Below are 20,101 nucleotides of genomic sequence, written 5' to 3'. Positions count from 1 at the left end.
GATCACATGGAGACGCTCAACGCCCTGCTGCTCGGCTTTGACCAGGCAATCCTGCCGACGAACCTGTTCTGGTGCCTGATCGGCACGCTGCTCGGGACCCTCGTCGGCGTCCTGCCGGGCCTCGGGCCTGCGGCGACCATGGCCATCCTCCTGCCTTTCACCATCGGACTTGAACCGGTGACATCGCTGATCATGATGGCCGGCATCTATTACGGAGCGCAATATGGGGGCTCGACGACGGCCATCCTTCTCAATCTTCCCGGCGAAGCATCGTCTGTGGTGACGGCGATAGACGGCTACAAGATGGCCCGCAACGGACGCGCGGGCGTGGCACTGTCGACGGCGGCGATCGGCTCCTTTTTTGCAGGCACCGTCGCCACGCTGTTGCTGGCATTGTTTGCGCCTTCGCTTGCCGAAATTGGATTGCTGTTCGGTCCCGCGGAGTACTTTTCGCTGATGATCCTGGGGCTTGTCGCCTCGGTCGTGCTTTCGCGCGGATCGCTGCCGAAGGCGCTTGCCATGGTCTTCATCGGCATTCTGGTTGGCCTAGTCGGCCAGGACGTGCAAACGGCCGTGCCCCGTTTCACGCTCGGTTTTGAAGAGATGTCGGGCGGTATCAATTTCGTCGTTGTGGCAATGGGGCTGTTCGGCATCGGCGAGTTGATCAAGGATCTGGAAACCCCGGAAAGCCGCACCGCCATCAACGCACCGTTCTTCTCGATGATACCGTCGCGGGAAGACTGGCGGCGGATGGTTGCGCCTATTCTTCGCGGCACGGGGATCGGTTCCGTGCTGGGACTTCTGCCGGGCGGCGGCGCGCTTCTTGCCGCCTTCGCAGCCTATGCCGTCGAGAAACGCGTCGCCAACCCGCCCGAAGGTTTTGGCGGAGGTGCGATCGAAGGCGTGGCCGCGCCTGAAAGCGCCAACAATGCCGGCGCACAGACATCGTTTGTCCCGCTGCTCACGCTCGGCCTACCGGCCAATGCCGTCATGGCCTTGATGTTCGGCGCCCTGATCATGCAGGGTATCGCACCGGGGCCGACGCTGATTTCCGAACATCCGGATGTGTTCTGGGGCGTCATCGTGTCGATGTGGGTTGGCAATGTCATGCTGCTGGTCTTGAACCTGCCGCTGATCGGCGTCTGGACGCGCTTGTTGACGATGCCCTTCCACTATCTCTTTCCGGCTATCGTGGTGTTCTGCTCGATCGGCGCATTCTCGCTCGGCAACTCGGTCTTCGATATCTGGCTGCTCGGTGCCTTCGGCGTCGCCGGTTACGTCTTCGCCAAGCTCGATTGCGATCCGGCACCGCTGGTGATGGGTCTCATTCTCGGGCCGATGATGGAGGAGAATTTCCGCAGAGCGATGTTCCTCGCCCGCGGCAATCCCAGCGTTTTTGTCGACCGTCCGATTTCGGCAGGTCTGCTTGTCCTGGCTGTGCTCGCCATCGCTGTGGTCGCCCTGCCGAAGATCAAGGCCGTCCGCGAAGAGGCGTTTCAGGAATGAACCGGCTTATTCCCGTCGCGCAGAGTGAAACGCCATGCATGTAGTGGTCATCGGAGCGGGTATCGTCGGTGCATCGACGGCACTCGAGTTGTTGAAGGACGGGCACGAGGTCACCATCATCGAGCCGGAACAGCCCGGGGGGCGCCACGCGGCAAGCTATGGTAACAGCGGCTGGCTGAGCCCTGCCTCGATCATCCCGATGTCGATGCCCGGTCTCTGGAAGAAGGTACCAGGTTATCTTGCCGATCCTTCCGGGCCGCTGACCATCCGCTGGCGGCATCTGGCACGCCTCGCGCCGTGGTTGCTGCGGTTCATGCTGGCCGGTTCGACTGGATCCAAGGTCGAACGGACCGCAAGAATTCTGGCGAGCCTCCTGCACGATGCTCCATCCCGGCATGCGGCACTGGCGGAAAAAATCGGGCGGCCGGATCTAATCCGGCGCAAGGGCCTGCTCTACGTTTACCAGGACCGCAAGGCTTTCGAGGCTGAGGCTTTTGCGTGGCGCCTGCGACGCGACAACGGCGTTTCCTATCGAGAGCTATCCTCGGCCGAACTGCACGAACTCGAGCCGAACCTTTCATCTCGTTATTCCTTTGCTGCCTTCGTCGAGGATGGAGTTCATTGCGTGGATCCGGGAGGCTATGTCGCAGCGATGGTGGATCATGCGGTGGATCTCGGCGCCCGGCGCATCAGCGCGAGGGCGACCGGTTTCAACCTTACCGGCAACCGGCTTTCGAGCGTCCGGACAGAAGCGGGCATCGTGGCGTGCGACAAGGCCGTCATCGCTGCCGGAATACATTCGAAAAAGCTTGCGGCGCTCGCCGGTGACACAATCCCGATGCAGAGCGAGCGCGGTTACCACGTCGTCATTCCCTATCATCTGGCCAAAGGGGAGATGCCGATCATGCCGAGCGACGGCAGAATGGGCAACAATCCGACGCTTGCCGGGCTTCGCATTGCCGGACAGGTCGAACTGGCAAGTGTCGAGGAAAGACCGCACTGGACCCGCGCCGACATTTTGCTGAAACACGCGAAGGGAACCTATCCGGCACTGTCGAATATATCCGAGAGCAAGAGCATCGACCGGTGGATGGGGCATCGCCCCTCAACTGCGGACGGCCTTCCGGTGATCGGATTTTCGAGGTGTTCCGACGATGTCGTTCATGCGTTCGGCCACGGTCATGTCGGCCTTGCGACCGGGCCGGTTAGCGGTGCGCTTGTTGCAGACCTGATCGCTGGGCGCGAATGCGCCATCGATCTATCAGCGCTGTCCGCCACCCGTTTCCGCTGATCTGCAATCTGGATGATCTGTTCGGCAGGCGTCCGCTACCCAGCGGCGGCCGTTGGGGCCTGATCGTCCCGGACGGATTCCGGAACCGAGCCGGTCCATCAAAAGTTCGTCTGACCCCATCGGCAGCCCGATCGTGTTACGCAATGGTACCGTATCACGCGACTTGATCTGCAAAAGCGCGCGACGGCATTCGAAATACCGAGCGCGAATATGGACCTCTCGAAGATCAAGACCCTGATCGACTTTGTCGGTCGATCGAGCATTACCGAACTCGCCGTGACCGAGAAGGACGTGACGGTTCGGATCTTCCGGTCGCAGCCAACGGCGGACAAGGCCTCCGCGAATTTGGCGCGGGGACAACATCCGGTTGCGGGTGCGTCGATCGCCTTGGGACCTGATGAACTGCCGACTATCGGCCAGGCGTCGGCCATTCCCGTAACAGCGCCGGTCTCCGGCGCGCTGCATCGCAGTTCGGCACCGGGCGAGGGGGCGTTCGTCAAGCTTGGAGATGAGGTGACGGATGGGCAGACTCTCTTCATTATCGAAGCGATGAAGGTCTTCAACAAGATCGCCGCGCCGCGGTCTGGGCGCATTGTCAGCCTGACCGAAATCGACGGCGGCGAAGTCGAGACGGGCGATCTGCTCGCGGAGATCGCGTGATGACTCAGACATTCGACAGTCGTCCGCGTTTCGATACGGTTCTTATTGCCAATCGCGGGGAGATCGCGGCCAGGATCCAGAAAGCCTGCCGGCAACTAGGCCTCAAGACCGTTGTTGTCTATTCCGAAGCGGATCGGCAGGCGCCCTATGGCAAGACCGCCGACAGCGCCCTTTGCATCGGCCCTTCGAGCGCGGCAAAAAGCTACCTCAACAAGGATGCTCTTCTTCTGGCGGCGCGCTTGACTGGCGCCGGCGCCATCCATCCCGGTTATGGTTTTCTCTCAGAAAATGCCGCATTCGCCGATGCGGTCGAAAAAGCTGGCCTGGCATTCATCGGTCCGAGCGCGTCCTCGATCGAAACCATGGGCGACAAGATTTCGGCAAAGAGGGCAATGATAGCAGCCGGCGTGCCTTGTGTTCCCGGACCGGATACGGCGCTTGCCGACGATCCGGCGGTCATTGAGCGCGTGGCCGAGGAGATCGGTTATCCCGTTATCATCAAGGCCGCCGGCGGAGGAGGCGGACGGGGCATGCGTCTCGTGCCGGAGGCAGGCCAGCTCCAGGAGGCGGTCGCGCTCACCCGCGAAGAGGCGCGGCAGGCCTTTGGGTCGCCGTCGCTCTACATGGAAAAATTCCTCCAGCATCCGCGTCATATCGAGATCCAGGTGCTTTGCGACACCCATGGCAATGCAGTCTGGCTCGGCCACCGGGATTGTTCCATGCAGCGCCGCCATCAGAAAGTGGTGGAAGAGGCGCCGGCACCTGGGATCGCGCCGGAGGTGATCGGGCCCGTCGGGCAGGCCTGTGTCGAAGCCTGCCGCCAGATCGGCTACCGCGGCGTCGGAACCTTCGAATTCCTCTACGAGGATGGTGCGTTCTATTTCATCGAGATGAACACCCGGCTTCAGGTCGAACATCCGGTCACCGAAATGACAAGCGGGATCGACATCGTCCAGGCGCAGATCAAAGTGGCTCAGGGCGATCTGCTCGAACTGGCCCAGGCTGACGTCAAATGCGCGGGGCACGCTTTCGAGTGCCGCATCAATGCCGAGGATCCCGATACTTTTCTGCCGTCAGCCGGCATCATCACCAGTCTCGCCTTTCCCGAGGGGACCGGTATCCGGGTCGATACCCATATCCATGCGGGGTACAAGGTGCCACCCTATTACGACTCGCTGATCGCCAAACTGATCGTTCATGCGCCGACGCGCGCGGAGGCGATGGCAAGGATGCGCGAGGCGCTTGCCGCGACGCGAGTGGACGGAATTTCCACGAATATTCCGTTCCTGCGTGCGCTCTTCGAGGACAGCGCGTTTGCGCGTGGCGAGACGGATATCCACTATCTCGAGCAATGGCTGAAACAACGGAGAGCGTCATGAGTGGGATCGATTTCAGCGATCCCGCGACGATCGCGTTCCTCACCGATGCTCTGACGGCAGCCGGGGTGAGCGGGCTCGAAATATCCAGGCCCGGCGGACAGTTGCGCATCGTTATTGCGACGGGAAATGAAGCCAGGATCGATGTGTCCGCAACCTCTCAGCCGGCCCCGGCGGCTCAACCGTTGATGACCGTCAAGGCGCCGATGGCCGGTCATTTCTGCCCGGGCAGCCCATTGCGCTCGCCAGCCGCCGGTCGTCTGCCGCGAACCGTTTCCGCCGCAGACATCCTTGGCTTCCTTCGCGTCGGCCCCGTCCTGCTTCCACTTTGTGCCGGCCGCGCGGGCATATTGACCAAGCAGCTTGCCGAACCCGATGCGCTGGTCGGTTTCGGCGATCCGCTGTTCGAGATCGAGCCTCAATCATGATTGCCACATTGAACAACCACATGCCGCTGCGCGAAATCGTACCCGCTGCCCAAGGCCGTGCTCGGATTTCCTCGATCGGAGCCCGGTCCTTCCTGCTCGAAGCGCCGGGAGAATTCGATCTGGCCGCACAACGCCGGATCTGGGCGCTGTCGCAGACGGTCAGGGGTTGGCCGGATATCGCGGAAATCGTTCCGGGAATGACCAACCTGCTGGCGATATTCACGGAGGCGCCGGAGGATCCCGATACTGTCGTGGCACGGTTGCTGGAGGCATGGGACAATGCCCGCGGCATCGATCTGGCGGGCAAGACGATCGAAGTCCCTGTTCACTACGGCGGCGAGCATGCGGTGGACCTGCCCGCGCTTTGCGACCTTGCCCGGCTCAGCGACCGTGAGGTCGTCCGTATTCATCACGAAGCGACCTACCGTGTTTTTGCCTTGGGCAGCGCTCCGGGCTTCGGCTACCTGCACGGCCTCGATCAGCGTATCTACATGCCGCGAAAGACCGTACCGTCGCTGAAGATGGCGAGGGGCTGCGTGACCATCGGCGGCATGCAGACCGGCGTTGCAATGCTCACGGGCCCGAATGGCTGGAATTCCATAGGTTTCGCAGAATTGCAGATGTTCGACCCAACGTCGCCCACGCCGGCGATGATGGCGCCGGGCGATACGGTGCGGTTCGTGCCGGCAAGGATCGAGCTATGATCGAGATTGTAGAAACCGGCCCGTTCAATACGGTTCAGGATCTCGGGCGACCGGGCTATCGCGATATCGGCGTTTCGGCCAGCGGCGCGATGGATCCGCTTGCCGTGAGGATCGGCAATATTCTTGTCGGGAATGAAGAGGGCGCGGCCGCGATAGAGGTGCAGACCTTTCCGTTCAGCCTGCGTTTCGACCGCCGGACCGTCTTCGCAGTTACGGGCGCCGACGGCGATCCCCTACTGGATGCGTTGGAATTGCTTTCCTGGTGCGCCTATACGGCGGAGGCCGGACAGGTGCTTGCGCTGAAGCATCCTCCGACACTTGCGCGCGCCTATGTTTCCATCGGCGGGGGGCTGGATGTCCCATCGGTGATGGGGTCGCGCAGCACATCCCTGCGCGGCAGCTTTGGCGGCAATGCCGGCCGGCCACTGGAAAAGGGCGATCGGATCGCGGTCGGTAACAGCACCGACCTTGCCCCCGTGCCGGCGAACGGCTTGGCCGTCATCGAGCCCGCCGTGGCGCTCCGGGAGGTCTTTCCGGATCTCGTTGACGGCGCCCTGCCGGTCCGTGCCCTGCCTGGTGGTGAACATGCCCTGTTTCCCGATGATGGCGACGCCTTCTGGAGCCAGACCTGGAAGATTTCTTCCCGCAGCGACCGCACCGGCTATCGTCTGTCGGGCGAGCCCATCAAGCCGACGGCGTCGATTGAGATGCGTTCCCATGGGATCATGCCCGGTGTGATCCAGGTCCCGCCCGGTGGGGAGCCTATCGTCCAGATGAGCGATGCGAACACGGCGGGTGGCTATCCGAAGATCGCCGGCGTGATCGAATGCGATCTGTGGCGGCTTGGCCAGGCCCGCATAGGCAGCCGCTTGCGGTTCGTGCGGTCCACCCATGCGGAGGCGCGCGCGGTGGAGCAGGCGGTTGCCCGCTATGTTAAAGACGTCCGGACCACATCAGAGATGGTCAAACGCGCCTTGAGGGCGATGGCCTGAAATACGATCGGTCAAAGGGAGTTGCTGGTGAAAATCGATCTGAATTCCGACATGGGCGAAGGATTCGGTCCCTATAGGCTATGCGACGACGAGGCGATGATGAAGGTCGTGTCGTCGGCCAACATCGCCTGCGGTTTCCACGGCGGCGATCCGGATACGATGGCGCGCATGGTGCGGCTCGCCAAAGCAAACGGTGTGGGCGTCGGCGCACATCCGGGCCTGCCTGACCGACTTGGCTTCGGGCGGCGTGAAATGTCCTTCCAGGCGGATGAGCTGCGCCAGCAGATGCTCTACCAGCTCGGCGCGCTGATGGCGATTGCCGCCAGCGAGCGCGTCGCCGTCGGGCATATCAGCTTTCACGCCGCCATGGGCAATATGGTCAACCGTGATCCGGTGCTCGCCGATCTGATGATGGATGCCATCGCGACGGTAGAGCCGGGGCTTGTCGTGTTCGTGACGCCCGACAGTGAAATAGAACGGGCTGCCAAACGAGCGCGGTTGAAGACACTGGCGCTTTTCCTGGCCGACCGGGCCTACGATGCTGAAGGCAGGCTTGTTGTCCGCGGCCTACCCGGCTCCGTGATCAAGGATGAGGCGTCGGTACGGGCAAGGGTGCGCCGCTTTCTTCTCGACGGAACTGTCGAGACCATCGATGGCGACACCATCGCCATGCCGGCCCGGTCCATCCTCGTGCACAGCGATACCCCAGGCTCCCTTGAACTTGCGCGTATCGTCAGAAGCGAGATCGAAGCCTCGGGCGCAATGCTCGCGCCGGCCGCCGAACTCGCACTTTGACATATCCCGACCGCCAGCCGGCGGTCGTCCGTTTCAATCCGTATCGAAAGATCATGTCGATGTCTTCTACAGCCGACCGCCTGAAAAACGTCTCCATATCCGCTTCCGCCGCCATGACCCAGCGCGCCCGGGAACTGGCCGCAAAAGGTATCAAGGTCGTCAGCCTCTCCTCCGGAGAACCCGATTTCCCGACGCCGCCGCATGCGATCGAGGCGGCGCATGCCGCGGCACTCGGCGGAGATACGAAATACCCGCCGATGGACGGCACGCCGGCGCTCAAGGCGGCGATCGGCAGGAAGTTCAAGCGGGACAATAATCTGGACTATGATGCCAGCCAGATCGTCGTTTCAGCGGGCGGCAAGCAGGTGATCTTCAACACGATGCTCGCGACCTGCAATCCCGGCGACGAGGTCGTCATTCCGACGCCTTCCTGGGTCAGTTATGCCGATATCGTCAAGTTCGCCGGCGGCGTTCCGGTGGCGGTACCCTGCTTCGAGCAGGCCGGCTTCAAGCTGCGCCCGGAGGATCTGGAAGCCGCGATCACGCCGCGCACCAAATGGCTGATCCTGAATTTTCCCAACAATCCGACCGGTGCGGCCTGCTCGCGTGCCGAAATGAAGGCGATCGCCGAGGTCATGCTGCGCTATCCGGATGTCTGGATCCTGACCGACGACATCTACGAACATCTGGTCTATGATGGGTTCGAATTCTGCACCATCGTGGATGCGGAGCCCAGGCTCTATGATCGCGTCCTGACCATGAACGGGGTCTCTAAGGCCTATGCAATGACCGGCTGGCGGCTCGGCTTCTGCGCCAGCGGTTCGAAGGAGCTGATCGCGGCGATCAGCAACGTCAACGGCCAGAACGGCGGCGGCATCACCACGGTCACGCAGGCGGCCGCCATCGCGGCGCTGAATGGGCCTCAGGATCTCCTGAAGGAGCGGGCCGCGATCTACAGGCAGAGGCGCGATTTCGTGCTGGACCGGCTGTCGGAAGTGGAAGGATTGCGTTGCCACAAGCCCGAGGGCGCGTTCTACCTCTATCCCAATATGTCCGGTTTGATCGGCAAGACCAGCAAGGGCGGGCGAAAGATCGAGACCGACGTCGATTTCGTCATGGCCCTGGTGGACGAACATCATGTGGCGACGGTGCAGGGCGCAGCGTACGGCATGAGCCCCTATTTCCGGATTTCATACGCGACCAGCATGGAAATGCTGGATGAGGGATGCGCGCGGATCGCCCAGTTCTGCCGGGATATGCGCTGACGCGTGATCCGATGACCTGTCCGGCGCGATTGCGATCGTGCCGGAGCCCGCCTTACACCCTCAGCCGCGCGGTCAGCTCGAGAAGGATATCCTTGACCGCCAGGGCCGGTTCCGACAGCGAATTCTGGTCGGAAATGCAGAGCGACAGCGTTTCCTCGATCCGCGGGGAGACGAGGCGGCAGATCAGCGGCTCGCTCGATTCTGTCACGATACGATCGGCGATTGCTTTGGGCATGATGGTCGCTCCGAGACCACCGCCCACGGCGCGCGCCAATGTCCTGACGATTTCAACTTCAGCCACGACCTTCAGGTTGATCCGGCTGCGCGTGAACGCCATATCGACCGCACGGCGGACGAAGTTATAGGCCGGCGGCATCAGAAGCGGCAAACCGTCGAGAGCCCCGACCGGAATGGGCTTGCTGTCCGCTTCGATCGCAAAATCGCGGTGCGCGACGAGATAGAATTCCTCGCTGAGGATCGGCTCGAACCGCACGCCCTTGATCGGCCCGGCCCCGTGGATCAGCGCCATTTCCAGACGACCGTTCATGATCATCTGACTGTAGGTCTGGCCGACGCTTTCCGTGAGATGGAGCAGGATGCCGGGATGGCGCCTGCGCGTTTCGGCCAGCAGGTCGACGGATAGGGTGGCGGCGCTGCTGAACGGCACGAGCCCCACGGAAACGCGCCCGGCCAGTGAGTTGCCGGCAGCGGAAGCGTCCGCCTGCGCCTGTTCCATCTGGCGAAGAATGATCTGCGCATGGCGGTACACCGCATGCCCCGCATCGGTCATGCTGACCCCCTGCTGGCTGCGGATCAGAAGCTTCTGACCGAAATGCTCCTCCAGCCCCGCCAGCTGCTGGCTGAGCGCGGGCTGCGCGATATGCAGCAGGTCGGCGGCGCGCGTGATGCTGCCGCTGTCGACAATCACGATGAAGGATTTGAGGCGTCTGATGTCCATTCGGATTTTTGTCTTTTGTCCTGAGCAGACGTATGTTTGCAGACGCGATCTTCTTTTGCAACGCCGCTGACTGCGATCTCGCCCGGTGACCGTCACCTGCCGACATTGGGGAGCCAGGCCTCCATAGCCGTTGCTTATTGCTCCACAAATAATCGGTCTTAGGCAAGAGATTAAAGGTTCGCTACTGTTGGCGGCAACAACAAGGGGATCCGAATGCCATTCTCCGATTACAAAACCGCACTGGTTACCGGCGCTTCCTCCGGTATCGGCGCCGCTGTGGTGGAGCGGCTTCGCCGTGAGAATATCGAGGTCCACGCGATCGCCCGCAGCGGCGATGCTCTGCAGGATCTGGCCAAACGCACCGGCTGCATCGCTCATGTCATCGATGTCACCGACCGCCCCGCGCTCGCCGAACTCACCGGTCGAGTCGAGTTCGATATCCTCGTCAACAATGCCGGCGTCGATCGGCCGAAGAAATTCCTGGAAGCAGACGAGGGCGATATCGACCTCCTCGTTGATGTCAATCTCCGTGCGGTCCTGCACCTCTGCCGTCTGATCGTGCCGGGAATGGTCGCTCGCGATCGGGGCCATGTCATCAACATTTCCTCGATCGCCGGCAACTACAATTTCGGCGGCAACTCCACCTATCACGCAGTGAAAGCCGGGGTCGCCATGCTGTCAAACCAGCTGCGCATCGACGCGTTCGGCAAGCGCGTGCGGGTGACGGAAATCTGCCCCGGGCGGGTCGCGACGGACATTTTCAACCATGTGCATGGCGACGATCCCAGCATCCGGGAGCGGTTCATCGACGGTTTCGAGCTGCCGCAGGCGGCCGACATCGCCGAAGCGATAGCGTTTGCGATCGCTGCGCCGGTCGCGGTCAATATCGGGCACATGGAGATCACGCCGACGTTGCAGGTCATGGGTGGCCTGCAGACGGCCCGGCCGCAGCCGGCTCCGGCAGGTCCGGACATTTCCAGGGAGCCGGGGCGGTGAACGGGTTCGATCTCTCGGCTATCCTGAGGAATCCCGAATATACCGCGATGCTTCTGCACGGCATCGAGATGACCTTTGTCATCTATATCGGGTCGTGGCTGCTGGCCATGACGCTCGCGCTCCTGCTTTTGTGCATCCGGTTTTCGCCGCTCCGCTTCGGTGACAGGGCGGTGGCTGCCTATGTCTCCTACCATCGCAACGTGCCGACCCTCGTGCAGCTGATGCTGTGGTATTTCGGCATATTCACGCTCTTCCCGGCAGGCTTGACATCCTGGCTCGCGGCTCACAATGCCGAAACGATCTTCGCCGTCATCGGCCTCGGCCTGTGCCAGGCGGCCTATTTCAGCGAGGACCTGCGGTCCGGCCTTCGCTCCGTAAGCCCGGGCCAGATGGAAGCCGCCAAGGCTCTCGGGCACAGCTATATCTCCGCGATGCGTTTCGTGATCATGCCGCAGGGCGTGCGTAATGCGCTTCCTCCGCTGATCAACCATAGTGTTTCCCTGTTCAAGAACAGCAGCCTCGCCATCGTCATCGGTGCGTCCGAGCTGACGCATGCTGTGAAGGAGGTCGAGAACCTGAGCTTCCGCACCTTCGAAATCTACCTGATCGGCACGGTTCTTTACCTGTTCTTCTCGCTCCTGATCATGGGCGCCGGCGCCTATCTCTCGATGCGCGCCGATCCGGCCCGGAGTGCACGCGCATGATCAACGATGTCATCGCCATCATCCAGGACTACTGGCTTCTGTTGCTGATCGGTCAATATCCGAACGGCCCGCTCGGCGGACTTGCAAATACGCTGATCCTGTCGGCGCTCAGCATCGCGCTCGCTTTTCCCGTCAGCATCCTGCTTGCCTTGGCGCGGCTGTCGAAATGGCGGCTGCTGCGGTGGCCGGTCACGGGGCTTGTCTACGTAACCCGCGGTGTGCCGCTGCTGATGCTCATCCTCTGGAGTTACTTCCTCGTCCCTCTTTGGACCGGGGCAGACGTTCCGAGCTTCGTGACGATGCTGACGACGCTCGTCGTCTACCAGGGCGCATTCCTGAGCGAGGTCGTGCGCGCCGGAATTGTCGCACTCGGCAGCGGCCAGATGGATGCCGCCCGTGCACTCGGACACAGTTCTCTTGGGGCGATGCGCTTCATCATCCTTCCGCAGGCGCTCTACAACATGATCCCGAGCATCATCTCGACCTTCGTCTCGACAATAAAAGATACGACGCTCGGATATGTCATCAATGTCCCGGACCTGACTTTTGCGGCAAGCCAGGTCAACAACCAGCTTCTGACGCAGCCCTTCCAGGTCTTCTTCATCCTTGCGGTCGTCTATTACGCGATCTGCTGGAGCCTGACGCATGTCGCCAACATCGTCGAGCGCCGCATCACGCGTCGCCGCGCGGGCCTTTCCGGCGACGCGGCGCCGGTTGAACTCGTACCGGCCAAAATCATATCGGAGCAGCTATGAGCACCTCAGCAGCGCAGATCCAGCAGGTTCAGACGATCCGCCTTTCGGACGTTTGCAAAAGCTATGGCGACTATCCGGTCCTCAAGAATATCGAGGCCGAAGTCGCCCGGGGCGAGGTCGTGGTGATCTGCGGGCCTTCCGGTTCGGGGAAGTCCACCCTGATCCGTACGATCAACCGTCTCGAGGAGATCAACAGCGGATCGATCACCCTCGACGGTCAGAACATTCATGCGGCAATGCGCACGAGGGAACTCAATCTGCTGCGCAGCCGGATCGGTTTCGTGTTCCAGAACTTCAACCTGTTTCCGCATCTCTCCGTCGTCGAAAATGTGTCGATGTCGCCGATCCGCGTGAAGGGCGTGGCCGCGGCTGTCGCCCATGACAAGGCGCTCAAGCTTCTCGATCGCGTTGGGCTCGCCGACAAGGCGCGGGCCTATCCCGGCCAGCTGTCCGGCGGCCAGCAGCAGCGGGTGGCGATAGCCCGCGCGCTCGCCATGGAACCGCCGGTCATGCTGTTCGACGAGCCGACCAGCGCGCTCGATCCGGAAATGGTGGGCGAGGTGCTGGCGGTCATGAAGAGCCTGGCATCCGAAGGCATGACCATGATCTGCGTGACCCATGAAATGGGCTTCGCCCGCGATGTCGCAGACCGCATCTGGTTCATCGATGCAGGGCAGATCCTCGAGACGGCCCCGCCCGAGGAGTTTTTCAAGACCCCCCGCCATCCCCGGGCTCAGCGGTTCCTCGCCGATCTGCGCCATTGATACTCACGACCAACGACTAACAACAAAGGAGAACAGCAATGAACTGGAAATTCGTAACTCTTACCGCCGTCTTGGCAGGTGCCGCGACGGCCTTGCCGGCAAAGGCGGATCAACTCGACACGATCATGTCGGCCAAGACGCTTCGCTGCGCGACGTTTGCCGACGTGGTGCCTTTCGCGGCACCCGATCCGAAGACCCGCGAAATGGCCGGCTTCGACGTCGATCTCTGCAATGCGATCGCCAAGGAACTGGGCGTCAAGGCCGAAATCAAGCCGGTCTCGGTCGAAGCGCGCGTGCCGGAAGTCAAGCTCGGCCGCGTGGACATCACGGTCGCCAATCTTGCCTATACGCTGAGCCGCGCGGAGCAGATCCAGTTCAGCGATCCCTACTATCTTGCCAAGGAAATGCTGATCGTCCCGGCCGATGACCCCGGCAAGAAGAAGGCCGATTATGAAGGCCAGCGCATCGCCTCGACCAAGGGCTCGACCTCGGAAATGTCGATCAAGCTCAACAAGTCCGATCCGCTGACCTTCCAGGATACCGCATCGGCCTATCTCGCCGTCCAGCAGGGCAAGGCGCGCGGCATGGTGGCGAACACCATGACGACGACCAAGTTCGTCAACGAATCCAAGACCAAGGGCAAGGAAATGCGGATGATCGAGGATCCGATGCTGTTCCAGCCGATCGGCATCGGCATGGCCAAGGACAATCCGGCCCTGACCGCCAAGATCAACGAGGTGCTCCGCAAGCTCGATACGTCCGGCGAACTCAACAAGATCTGGGACAAGTGGCTTGGTCCGAATACCGAATACAAGATGACGCGTAACGACAAGGTCGTACCGCTTTCCGAACTGAAGTTCGACCCGATCCCCTGAGGTTTCTGGCCCCAGGTACTCCATCCAATTGCAAATCATCGAAGACTGCAGGCGGCGGGACGTGCCCGCCGTCCGCCTAACCGTGGGAGGTTTCCATGATCCACATAAAAGACATCGCCGAACGGCCAAGCAAGGCCGACATCGAGGCACTTTCCAGATTTTCGCCGGCAACCATCCACGAAGCGCAGGGACGCCGCGGAGCACTCTCCTCCCGCCTCAAGCCCGTGGATTACCGCATGAAGCTGTGCGGCCCGGCGTTCACGGTCAAATGCGCGCCACGTGACAACATCATGCTTCAGCTCGCGATCAACTATGCAAAGCCGGGTGACATCATCGTCGTGTCTGCCGGCGAATACGAAGAGGCCGGCTCGTTCGGTGACGTTCTCGCCAATGCCTGCCTGGCAAAGGGCATCGGCGGCCTGGTCACCGATACGGGCGTGCGCGACACGCTGCAGCTGAGGGACCTCGGCTTTCCGGTCTTCTCGCTCAGCGTCTGCATCAAGGGTACCGTCAAGGAAACCATTGCGGCGGTGAACGACACGATCATCGTCGGCGGCGAAACGATCAATCCGGGCGACATCATCGTCGGCGATGCCGATGGGCTGGTCGTTGTCCGCCGCGCGGAAGCACAGGAGGCCGCAAGGCTTTCCCAGGCACGCGAGGATGCCGAAGCCGGCTATATCGCAGCCTACAAGCAGGGCAAGTCGGTAATCGAGGTCAGCAATCTGGAGCCGGTGCTGAAAGCCAAGGGCCTGGTCGTCGATATCTGAGCCCGCCCGCAATCGTCGCACCAAGCGACGGTCTTTCTTTTCGGAAAGAGGATTACATGACCTACCCCTTATTTGACCTTTCGGGTTTGCGTGCGCTGGTGACGGGATCGTCGCAGGGTATCGGCTTTGCGCTTGCGCGAGGCTTGGCGGAACACGGAGCTTCGGTCGTGCTGAACGGGCGCGACCCTGCGAAACTTCGGGCGGCTGCCGATGGCCTTGAGAATGAAGGTTACGAGGCAAGGGTATCCGAGTTCGACGTCACCGATCCGGATGCGGTCAAACGTGGCGTCGATGCGATCGAGGCCGAGGTCGGTCCGATCGATATCCTGGTCAACAATGCCGGAATGCAGTTCCGCACGCCGCTCGAGGATTTCCCCATCGATCGCTGGGAGCAGCTCATGAAGACCAACGTCTCCAGTGTCTTCTACGTTGGGCAGGCGGTGGCGCGTCACATGATCGGCCGCGGGCAGGGGAAGATCATCAACGTCGCTTCGGTGCAGAGCGAACTCGCGCGCCCCGGCATCGCGCCCTATACGGCGACGAAAGGGGCTGTGAAGAACCTGACGCGCGGCATGTGCGCCGACTGGGCAAAACACGGCCTGCAGATCAACGCGATCGCGCCTGGCTACTTCAAGACCCCGTTGAACCAGGCACTGGTCGATAGCCAGGAATTCTCATCCTGGCTTGAGAAACGCACGCCGGCAGCCCGCTGGGGCAATGTCGAGGAACTGGTCGGGGCGGCCGTCTTCCTGTCAAGCAAGGCCTCCTCCTTCGTCAACGGACACACGCTCTATGTCGATGGCGGCATCACGACCTCTCTCTAGGGGAGCCCGCGTTGCGTCCATGGCGGTCCGCCATGGCGCCGGACCGTCATGAGACCGTCGGAAACAACATGAACATCCCAATGGAGGAAACAATGGCGGAGGAAACAATGGCCAAGCCCGACATTCTTCTGATCGGCCCTTATCCCGAATGGGACCTCGTCGAGCTGGAGGCGCAGTACAATGTGCGCAAGCTCTACGAGGCTGAAGACCGCGATGCATTCGTTCAGGATCATGCGGACGGCATTCGCGCCATCGCCACGCGGGGAGAACTCGGCGCCTCTGCCGAACTGATCGCCAGGCTGCCGAAGCTGGAGATCGTCTCGGTCTATGGTGTCGGTTACGACGCCGTCAATCTCGACGCCTGCCGGGCGCGGGGCGTCCGCGTCACCAACACGCCCGACGTGCTGACCAATGACGTTGCCGACCTGGGCGTCGCGATGATGCTCGTCCAGTCCCGCGGCATGATCGGCGCGGAAACCTGGGTGAAGGACGGCAGCTGGGGGACAAAGGGTCTTTATCCGCTGAAGCGCCGCGTCTGGGGGAGAAGAGCGGGCGTGCTCGGCCTCGGCCGCATCGGCTTCGAAGTCGCCAAGCGCCTCAAGGGCTTCGACATGGATATCGCCTATAGCGACGTGTCGGAAAAACCCTATGCCCAAGGCATGACCTTCATCGCCGATCCGGTCGAACTTGCCCGGCACGCGGACTTCCTGTTCGTGACGCTGGCGGCTTCGACGGTGACCCGCCATATCGTCTCGAAGAACGTCATCGAAGCGCTCGGGCCGGACGGCATGCTGATCAACATCTCGCGCGCCTCCAATATCGATGAGGAGGCGCTGCTCGATGCGCTGGAAAGCGGCGCGCTGGGTTCGGCGGCACTCGATGTCTTCGAAGCCGAGCCGAAGCTCAACCCGCGTTTCCTGAAACTCGACAATGTTCTCGTCCAGCCGCACCATGCGTCCGGCACGATCGAGACTCGCAAGGCGATGGGCAAGCTGGTGCGCGACAATCTCGCCGCCCATTTTGCCGGCGCCGCCCTGCCCACTCCCGTCATCTGAGGACAAGCCCATGAAAGCCGTCGTCATCCATGCCGCCAAGGACCTGCGCATCGAGGAACGGGAGGTCGAGGCGCTCGGCCCCGGGCAGGTGGAGGTGGCCATCGAGGTCGGCGGCATCTGCGGCTCCGACCTGCATTATTACAATCACGGCGGCTTCGGCACGGTGCGCATTCGCGAGCCGATGATCCTCGGCCACGAGGTTGCAGGAACGATCAAGGCGCTGGGGGAGGGCGTCTCCAGCCTTGCGATCGGTGACCGGGTGGCGGTGTCGCCGAGCCGGCCCTGCAATGCCTGCGACTACTGCCTGAAGGGGCAGCAGAACCATTGCCTCAACATGCGCTTTTACGGCAGCGCCATGCCGATGCCGCATATCCAGGGCGCCTTCCGTCAGCGGCTGGTCGCCGAACAATGGCAGTGCCACAGGGTAGCGGACGGCGTGTCGATCAACGAAGCGGCGATGGCCGAACCGTTTGCGGTCACGCTGCATGCGGTGGCCCGCGCCGGCTCGCTCACCGACAAGCGCGTTCTCGTCACCGGCTGCGGTCCGATCGGGGCGCTGGCGATCATTGCCGCCCGTGCCCATGGTGCCCGCGAGATCGTCGCCACCGACGTCATGGCCGCGGTCCTCGCCAAGGCGCTGGCGGTCGGCGCCGACCGGGTCATCGACGTCGCCAGCAATCCGGAAGAGCTTTCCGCCTATTCCGCCAACAAGGGCTATTTCGACGTCCAGTTCGAGGCGTCCGGCAACGAGCGCGCCCTGCGCTCCGGCCTGGACGTGCTCCGGCCCCGCTCCACGGTGGTCCAGCTCGGGCTCGGCGGTGATGTCTCCATCCCGCAAAACCTGGTGGTCGCCAAGGAAATCGAGATGAAGGGCACCTTCCGCTTCCACGAGGAATTCAGTCTTGCCGTGGACCTCATCGGCACGCGCCGCGTCGATCTGAAACCGCTGCTCACCGGCATCTTCCCGGTCGAGAATGCCGTGGACGCTTTCGAGGCTGCCGGCGACAGGACAAGGTCCATGAAGGTCCAACTGGCTTTTTAGCAGTCGAACCAGGATCGACAAGATTGGCATCACAGGAATTGAATCCGCGCCTGCGACAGTATTGAACGCGCGGTGGGCAACAAGAACAAGAGGCGGCTCGTGAAGGCCGCCTCTTGCAGTCTCGGGTCCAATACCTGCAGAATTGGCTGCCTGTGACCTGCCGAGGCCCAGGCGAGAGCTCAAACAGTCTTTTTCTTGTAGAGCAGCGTAGCCAGAGCCGGAACGCAACCCGCATTGCGGCCGGCATTCACCACTGAGCGGCAGCCGTGCTGCCGCTCTCGTTGTCGCTCGACGCCGCGTTGATCGTGTCAGACGGCAATCTTGCCGCCACCTACCTTGGTGATCGCAACGACTGCAGGTCGTACTGGCATGTCGGGCTTGAAGTCCGGCCAGCGAGTGGAAAGGTCCTCGTAGTAGGACGGACGGCCATGGCCCGGCCAGTCCTCGCCGCCATCGGCCGGATGCTGGACGGCCACGAAAGCCGTCTGGTCATCCGGGGTGAAGAGCGGGCCGCACATCTCAGCACCGACGGGGACGCGGAAGAAGAGCTTTGACGTGGCGCGGGCTTCACCTTCCGTATCGACGGCCCAGAGGCCGTCCGTTCGGCCGGTCGCCTTGTTGTTGTTGCCGTCGGTCGAGACCCAGAGTCGACCGGCGGAATCAACGGCGCAGTTATCCGGCATGCCGAACCAGCCGTTCTTGGTGGTTTCGGTGGAGAAGGTGGCGCCGACCGCCGCTACGGAAGGATCACCGCACTTCAGAAGCACTTCCCACTTGCCGGAGGTGGCGGTGAAATCGCCGTCGTTTTCGGCAATCTCGATGATGTGGCCAAAGGCGTTTTCTGCACGCGGATTGGCAGCATTTATCTGGTCGGCCTTGCGGCGGGTGTTGTTGGTCAGCATGACGTAGACCTTGCCATTGACGCCGTTCGGCTGGACGTCTTCCGGCCGGTCCATTTTTGTGGCACCGAGCACGTCTCCCGCGCGCCGACATTCGATCAACACGTCCGCCTGGCTGTTAAATCCGTTGGCGGCGGTCAACTGGCCCTGGCCGTGGATCATCGGCAGCCACTGCATGGTGCCGTCCTCGTTGAACTTGGCGACGTATAGCGTTCCCTTGTCGAGCAGGTTCATGTTGGCCGCGCGGTCGTTCGGATTGAACGTGCCTTCAGTCACGAACTTGTAGACATAGTCGAACCGTTCGTCGTCACCGAGATAGAAGACGACCTTGCCGTTCTTGGCGACGATCGATTCGGCGCCCTCGTGTTTCGTGCGGCCGAGCGCGGTGCGCTTTTTCGGCGTGGAGGCCGGGTCCATAACGTCAACCTCGACGATCCAGCCGAAGCGGTTCGGCTCGTTGGGTTCCTTGGCGAGATCATAGCGGTCGTAGAAATTGGCCCACTCGTAGCCACCTTCCGGAACGCCGTATCGCTTGTAGTTGGCGGCCTCCCTATGGCCTTCCGGCAGCTTGCCGGAGAAATAGCCATGGAAATTCTCTTCCGCCATGATGTAAGTGCCCCAGGGCGTGACGCCCCCGGCGCAGTTGTTGATCGTGCCGATGGCGCGCATGCCAGTCGGATCGACATTGGTCTTCAGGCGATCGTTGCCGGCCGCCGGGCCGGTAATTTCCATCGGTGTGTTGGCAGTGATACGGCGATTGTATTTGCCGTCGGTGACGACCTGCCACTTGCCGCCGGCCTTGCGGATTTCGACGATGGTGCCGCCATGGGCCGCCATTTCGACATCCACCTGCTCCTTGCTGAGCGCGCCTTGCTGGATCTTGCCATCCACGACCTTGACGAGGCCCGGGAACATCAGGTGCGGATTGGTGTATTCGTGATTGACGACGAGCAGGCCGTGCTCGCTCGAACCTTCGAGCGGAATGTAGCCGACATAGTCGTTGTTATAGCCGAACTGCTTGCTCTGCGCATCAGCCGTCTGCTTGGTGGGATCGAATTTCGGCGCGCCGGGCAGGACGGCATCGCCCCAGCGCAGAAGGATATCGGCGTTATAACCGTCGGCCACGTGGTGGTCGGCATCAACGCCGGCTTCCACTTCGGTGAACCTAAAGGCGGACCCGCTCCGGTTCTGGGCACGCGCCTCGTCGGCGCTCATCAGGGCGACGGGGCTGACCGTGGCCGCAATAGCCGAGACGGCGAGCGAGCCCTGCAGAAAATTCCGGCGCGAGAAACGCTTGCCGATGATTTCACCCATGGTCGGGTTGACGCTCGTGTTGTGGCCATCGCCATCCGCGTCTTCAAGCTGGGTTGTCGGGAATATCTTCCGGGAAGTGTGCTCGTTCATTGGCTCGCCTCTAAGTTAGGATTTGCCCCAAGCCTGGA

At 62.0% G+C, this 20,101-nt stretch carries 20 protein-coding genes; 18 read left to right on the top strand and 2 right to left on the bottom strand.

From position 1 onward, the window contains the following. Positions 1-6: 6 nt before the first annotated feature. The 9 genes from GQ59_RS17895 (at position 7) to GQ59_RS17855 (ending at position 9,017) form a co-directional block, all read left to right on the top strand. Positions 7-1,506 (top strand): tripartite tricarboxylate transporter permease, encoded by a 1,500-nt coding sequence (locus tag GQ59_RS17895; RefSeq protein WP_037083711.1) that lies wholly within the window; start codon positions 7-9, stop codon positions 1,504-1,506. A 34-nt stretch (positions 1,507-1,540) separates the two neighbouring features. Then, positions 1,541-2,797 carry an NAD(P)/FAD-dependent oxidoreductase gene (locus GQ59_RS17890; RefSeq protein ID WP_037083710.1) on the top strand — a complete coding sequence of 419 codons (1,257 nt, stop codon included), beginning with the start codon at positions 1,541-1,543 and terminating at the stop codon, positions 2,795-2,797. A 210-nt stretch (positions 2,798-3,007) separates the two neighbouring features. After that, complete coding sequence (locus GQ59_RS17885; protein ID WP_037083708.1) at positions 3,008-3,457, top strand: acetyl-CoA carboxylase biotin carboxyl carrier protein; 450 nt, start codon at positions 3,008-3,010, stop codon at positions 3,455-3,457. Further along, positions 3,457-4,836 (top strand): acetyl-CoA carboxylase biotin carboxylase subunit, encoded by a 1,380-nt coding sequence (gene accC, locus GQ59_RS17880; RefSeq protein WP_037083706.1) that lies wholly within the window; start codon positions 3,457-3,459, stop codon positions 4,834-4,836. The genes GQ59_RS17885 and accC overlap by 1 nt, the downstream gene beginning before the upstream one ends. Beyond that, complete coding sequence (locus GQ59_RS17875; protein WP_037083704.1) at positions 4,833-5,261, top strand: acetyl-CoA carboxylase biotin carboxyl carrier protein; 429 nt, start codon at positions 4,833-4,835, stop codon at positions 5,259-5,261. Before accC ends, GQ59_RS17875 begins: the two co-directional genes overlap by 4 nt. Next, a complete protein-coding gene (gene pxpB / locus GQ59_RS17870) occupies positions 5,258-5,965 on the top strand; it encodes a 5-oxoprolinase subunit PxpB (RefSeq protein ID WP_037083702.1) in 708 nt (235 codons plus the stop codon). The genes GQ59_RS17875 and pxpB overlap by 4 nt, the downstream gene beginning before the upstream one ends. After that, positions 5,962-6,957, top strand: a complete 996-nt coding sequence (locus GQ59_RS17865; protein ID WP_037083700.1) for a 5-oxoprolinase subunit C family protein — start codon at positions 5,962-5,964, stop codon at positions 6,955-6,957. Before pxpB ends, GQ59_RS17865 begins: the two co-directional genes overlap by 4 nt. 27 nt (positions 6,958-6,984) lie before the next feature. Continuing rightward, positions 6,985-7,752 carry a 5-oxoprolinase subunit PxpA gene (locus tag GQ59_RS17860; protein ID WP_037083699.1) on the top strand — a complete coding sequence of 256 codons (768 nt, stop codon included), beginning with the start codon at positions 6,985-6,987 and terminating at the stop codon, positions 7,750-7,752. Between the two features lie 53 nt (positions 7,753-7,805). Further along, positions 7,806-9,017 carry a pyridoxal phosphate-dependent aminotransferase gene (locus GQ59_RS17855; protein ID WP_037083952.1) on the top strand — a complete coding sequence of 404 codons (1,212 nt, stop codon included), beginning with the start codon at positions 7,806-7,808 and terminating at the stop codon, positions 9,015-9,017. A 52-nt stretch (positions 9,018-9,069) separates the two neighbouring features. On the opposite strand, the gene nac is transcribed toward GQ59_RS17855, so the two are convergent. Continuing rightward, on the bottom strand, positions 9,070-9,975 hold the full coding sequence (gene nac / locus GQ59_RS17850; RefSeq protein WP_037083697.1) for a nitrogen assimilation transcriptional regulator NAC: 906 nt from the start codon (positions 9,973-9,975) through the stop codon (positions 9,070-9,072). Positions 9,976-10,188: 213 nt separating this feature from the next. Here nac and GQ59_RS17845 point away from each other — a divergent pair, with 213 nt between their 5' ends. The 9 genes from GQ59_RS17845 to GQ59_RS17805 all read left to right on the top strand — a co-directional run bounded on the left by GQ59_RS17845 (position 10,189) and on the right by GQ59_RS17805 (position 17,760). Further along, positions 10,189-10,971, top strand: coding sequence for an SDR family oxidoreductase (locus GQ59_RS17845; protein ID WP_037083695.1), 783 nt, complete (start codon positions 10,189-10,191; stop codon positions 10,969-10,971). Further along, positions 10,968-11,675, top strand: coding sequence for an amino acid ABC transporter permease (locus GQ59_RS17840; protein ID WP_037083693.1), 708 nt, complete (start codon positions 10,968-10,970; stop codon positions 11,673-11,675). The genes GQ59_RS17845 and GQ59_RS17840 overlap by 4 nt, the downstream gene beginning before the upstream one ends. Next, positions 11,672-12,430 carry an amino acid ABC transporter permease gene (locus GQ59_RS17835; protein ID WP_037083691.1) on the top strand — a complete coding sequence of 253 codons (759 nt, stop codon included), beginning with the start codon at positions 11,672-11,674 and terminating at the stop codon, positions 12,428-12,430. Before GQ59_RS17840 ends, GQ59_RS17835 begins: the two co-directional genes overlap by 4 nt. Continuing rightward, positions 12,427-13,194 (top strand): amino acid ABC transporter ATP-binding protein, encoded by a 768-nt coding sequence (locus GQ59_RS17830; protein ID WP_037083689.1) that lies wholly within the window; start codon positions 12,427-12,429, stop codon positions 13,192-13,194. Before GQ59_RS17835 ends, GQ59_RS17830 begins: the two co-directional genes overlap by 4 nt. A gap of 38 nt (positions 13,195-13,232) precedes the next feature. Continuing rightward, on the top strand, positions 13,233-14,069 hold the full coding sequence (locus GQ59_RS17825) for an ABC transporter substrate-binding protein (protein ID WP_037083688.1): 837 nt from the start codon (positions 13,233-13,235) through the stop codon (positions 14,067-14,069). A 95-nt stretch (positions 14,070-14,164) separates the two neighbouring features. After that, positions 14,165-14,839, top strand: coding sequence for a 4-carboxy-4-hydroxy-2-oxoadipate aldolase/oxaloacetate decarboxylase (locus GQ59_RS17820; protein WP_037083686.1), 675 nt, complete (start codon positions 14,165-14,167; stop codon positions 14,837-14,839). Positions 14,840-14,895: 56 nt separating this feature from the next. Beyond that, entirely contained in the window at positions 14,896-15,663 is a 768-nt protein-coding gene (locus GQ59_RS17815) for an SDR family oxidoreductase (RefSeq protein ID WP_037083684.1), read from the top strand. 107 nt (positions 15,664-15,770) lie between these two features. Further along, the gene (locus GQ59_RS17810) at positions 15,771-16,718 is read left to right on the top strand and encodes a 2-hydroxyacid dehydrogenase (protein ID WP_037083951.1); all 948 of its coding nucleotides are present in this window, start codon (positions 15,771-15,773) and stop codon (positions 16,716-16,718) included. A 10-nt stretch (positions 16,719-16,728) separates the two neighbouring features. Continuing rightward, entirely contained in the window at positions 16,729-17,760 is a 1,032-nt protein-coding gene (locus GQ59_RS17805; protein WP_037083683.1) for an L-idonate 5-dehydrogenase, read from the top strand. Between the two features lie 308 nt (positions 17,761-18,068). Here GQ59_RS17805 and GQ59_RS17800 read toward each other — a convergent pair whose 3' ends face one another. Next, the gene (locus GQ59_RS17800) at positions 18,069-20,063 is read right to left on the bottom strand and encodes a PhoX family protein (RefSeq protein ID WP_037083681.1); all 1,995 of its coding nucleotides are present in this window, start codon (positions 20,061-20,063) and stop codon (positions 18,069-18,071) included. Positions 20,064-20,101: the final 38 nt, after the last annotated feature.

Source organism: Neorhizobium vignae, assembly GCF_000732195.1.
Classification (GTDB): domain Bacteria; phylum Pseudomonadota; class Alphaproteobacteria; order Rhizobiales; family Rhizobiaceae; genus Neorhizobium; species Neorhizobium vignae.
Note: the sequence above shows the minus strand (reverse complement) of the source record. Positions and strands in the feature narration are given on the sequence as shown.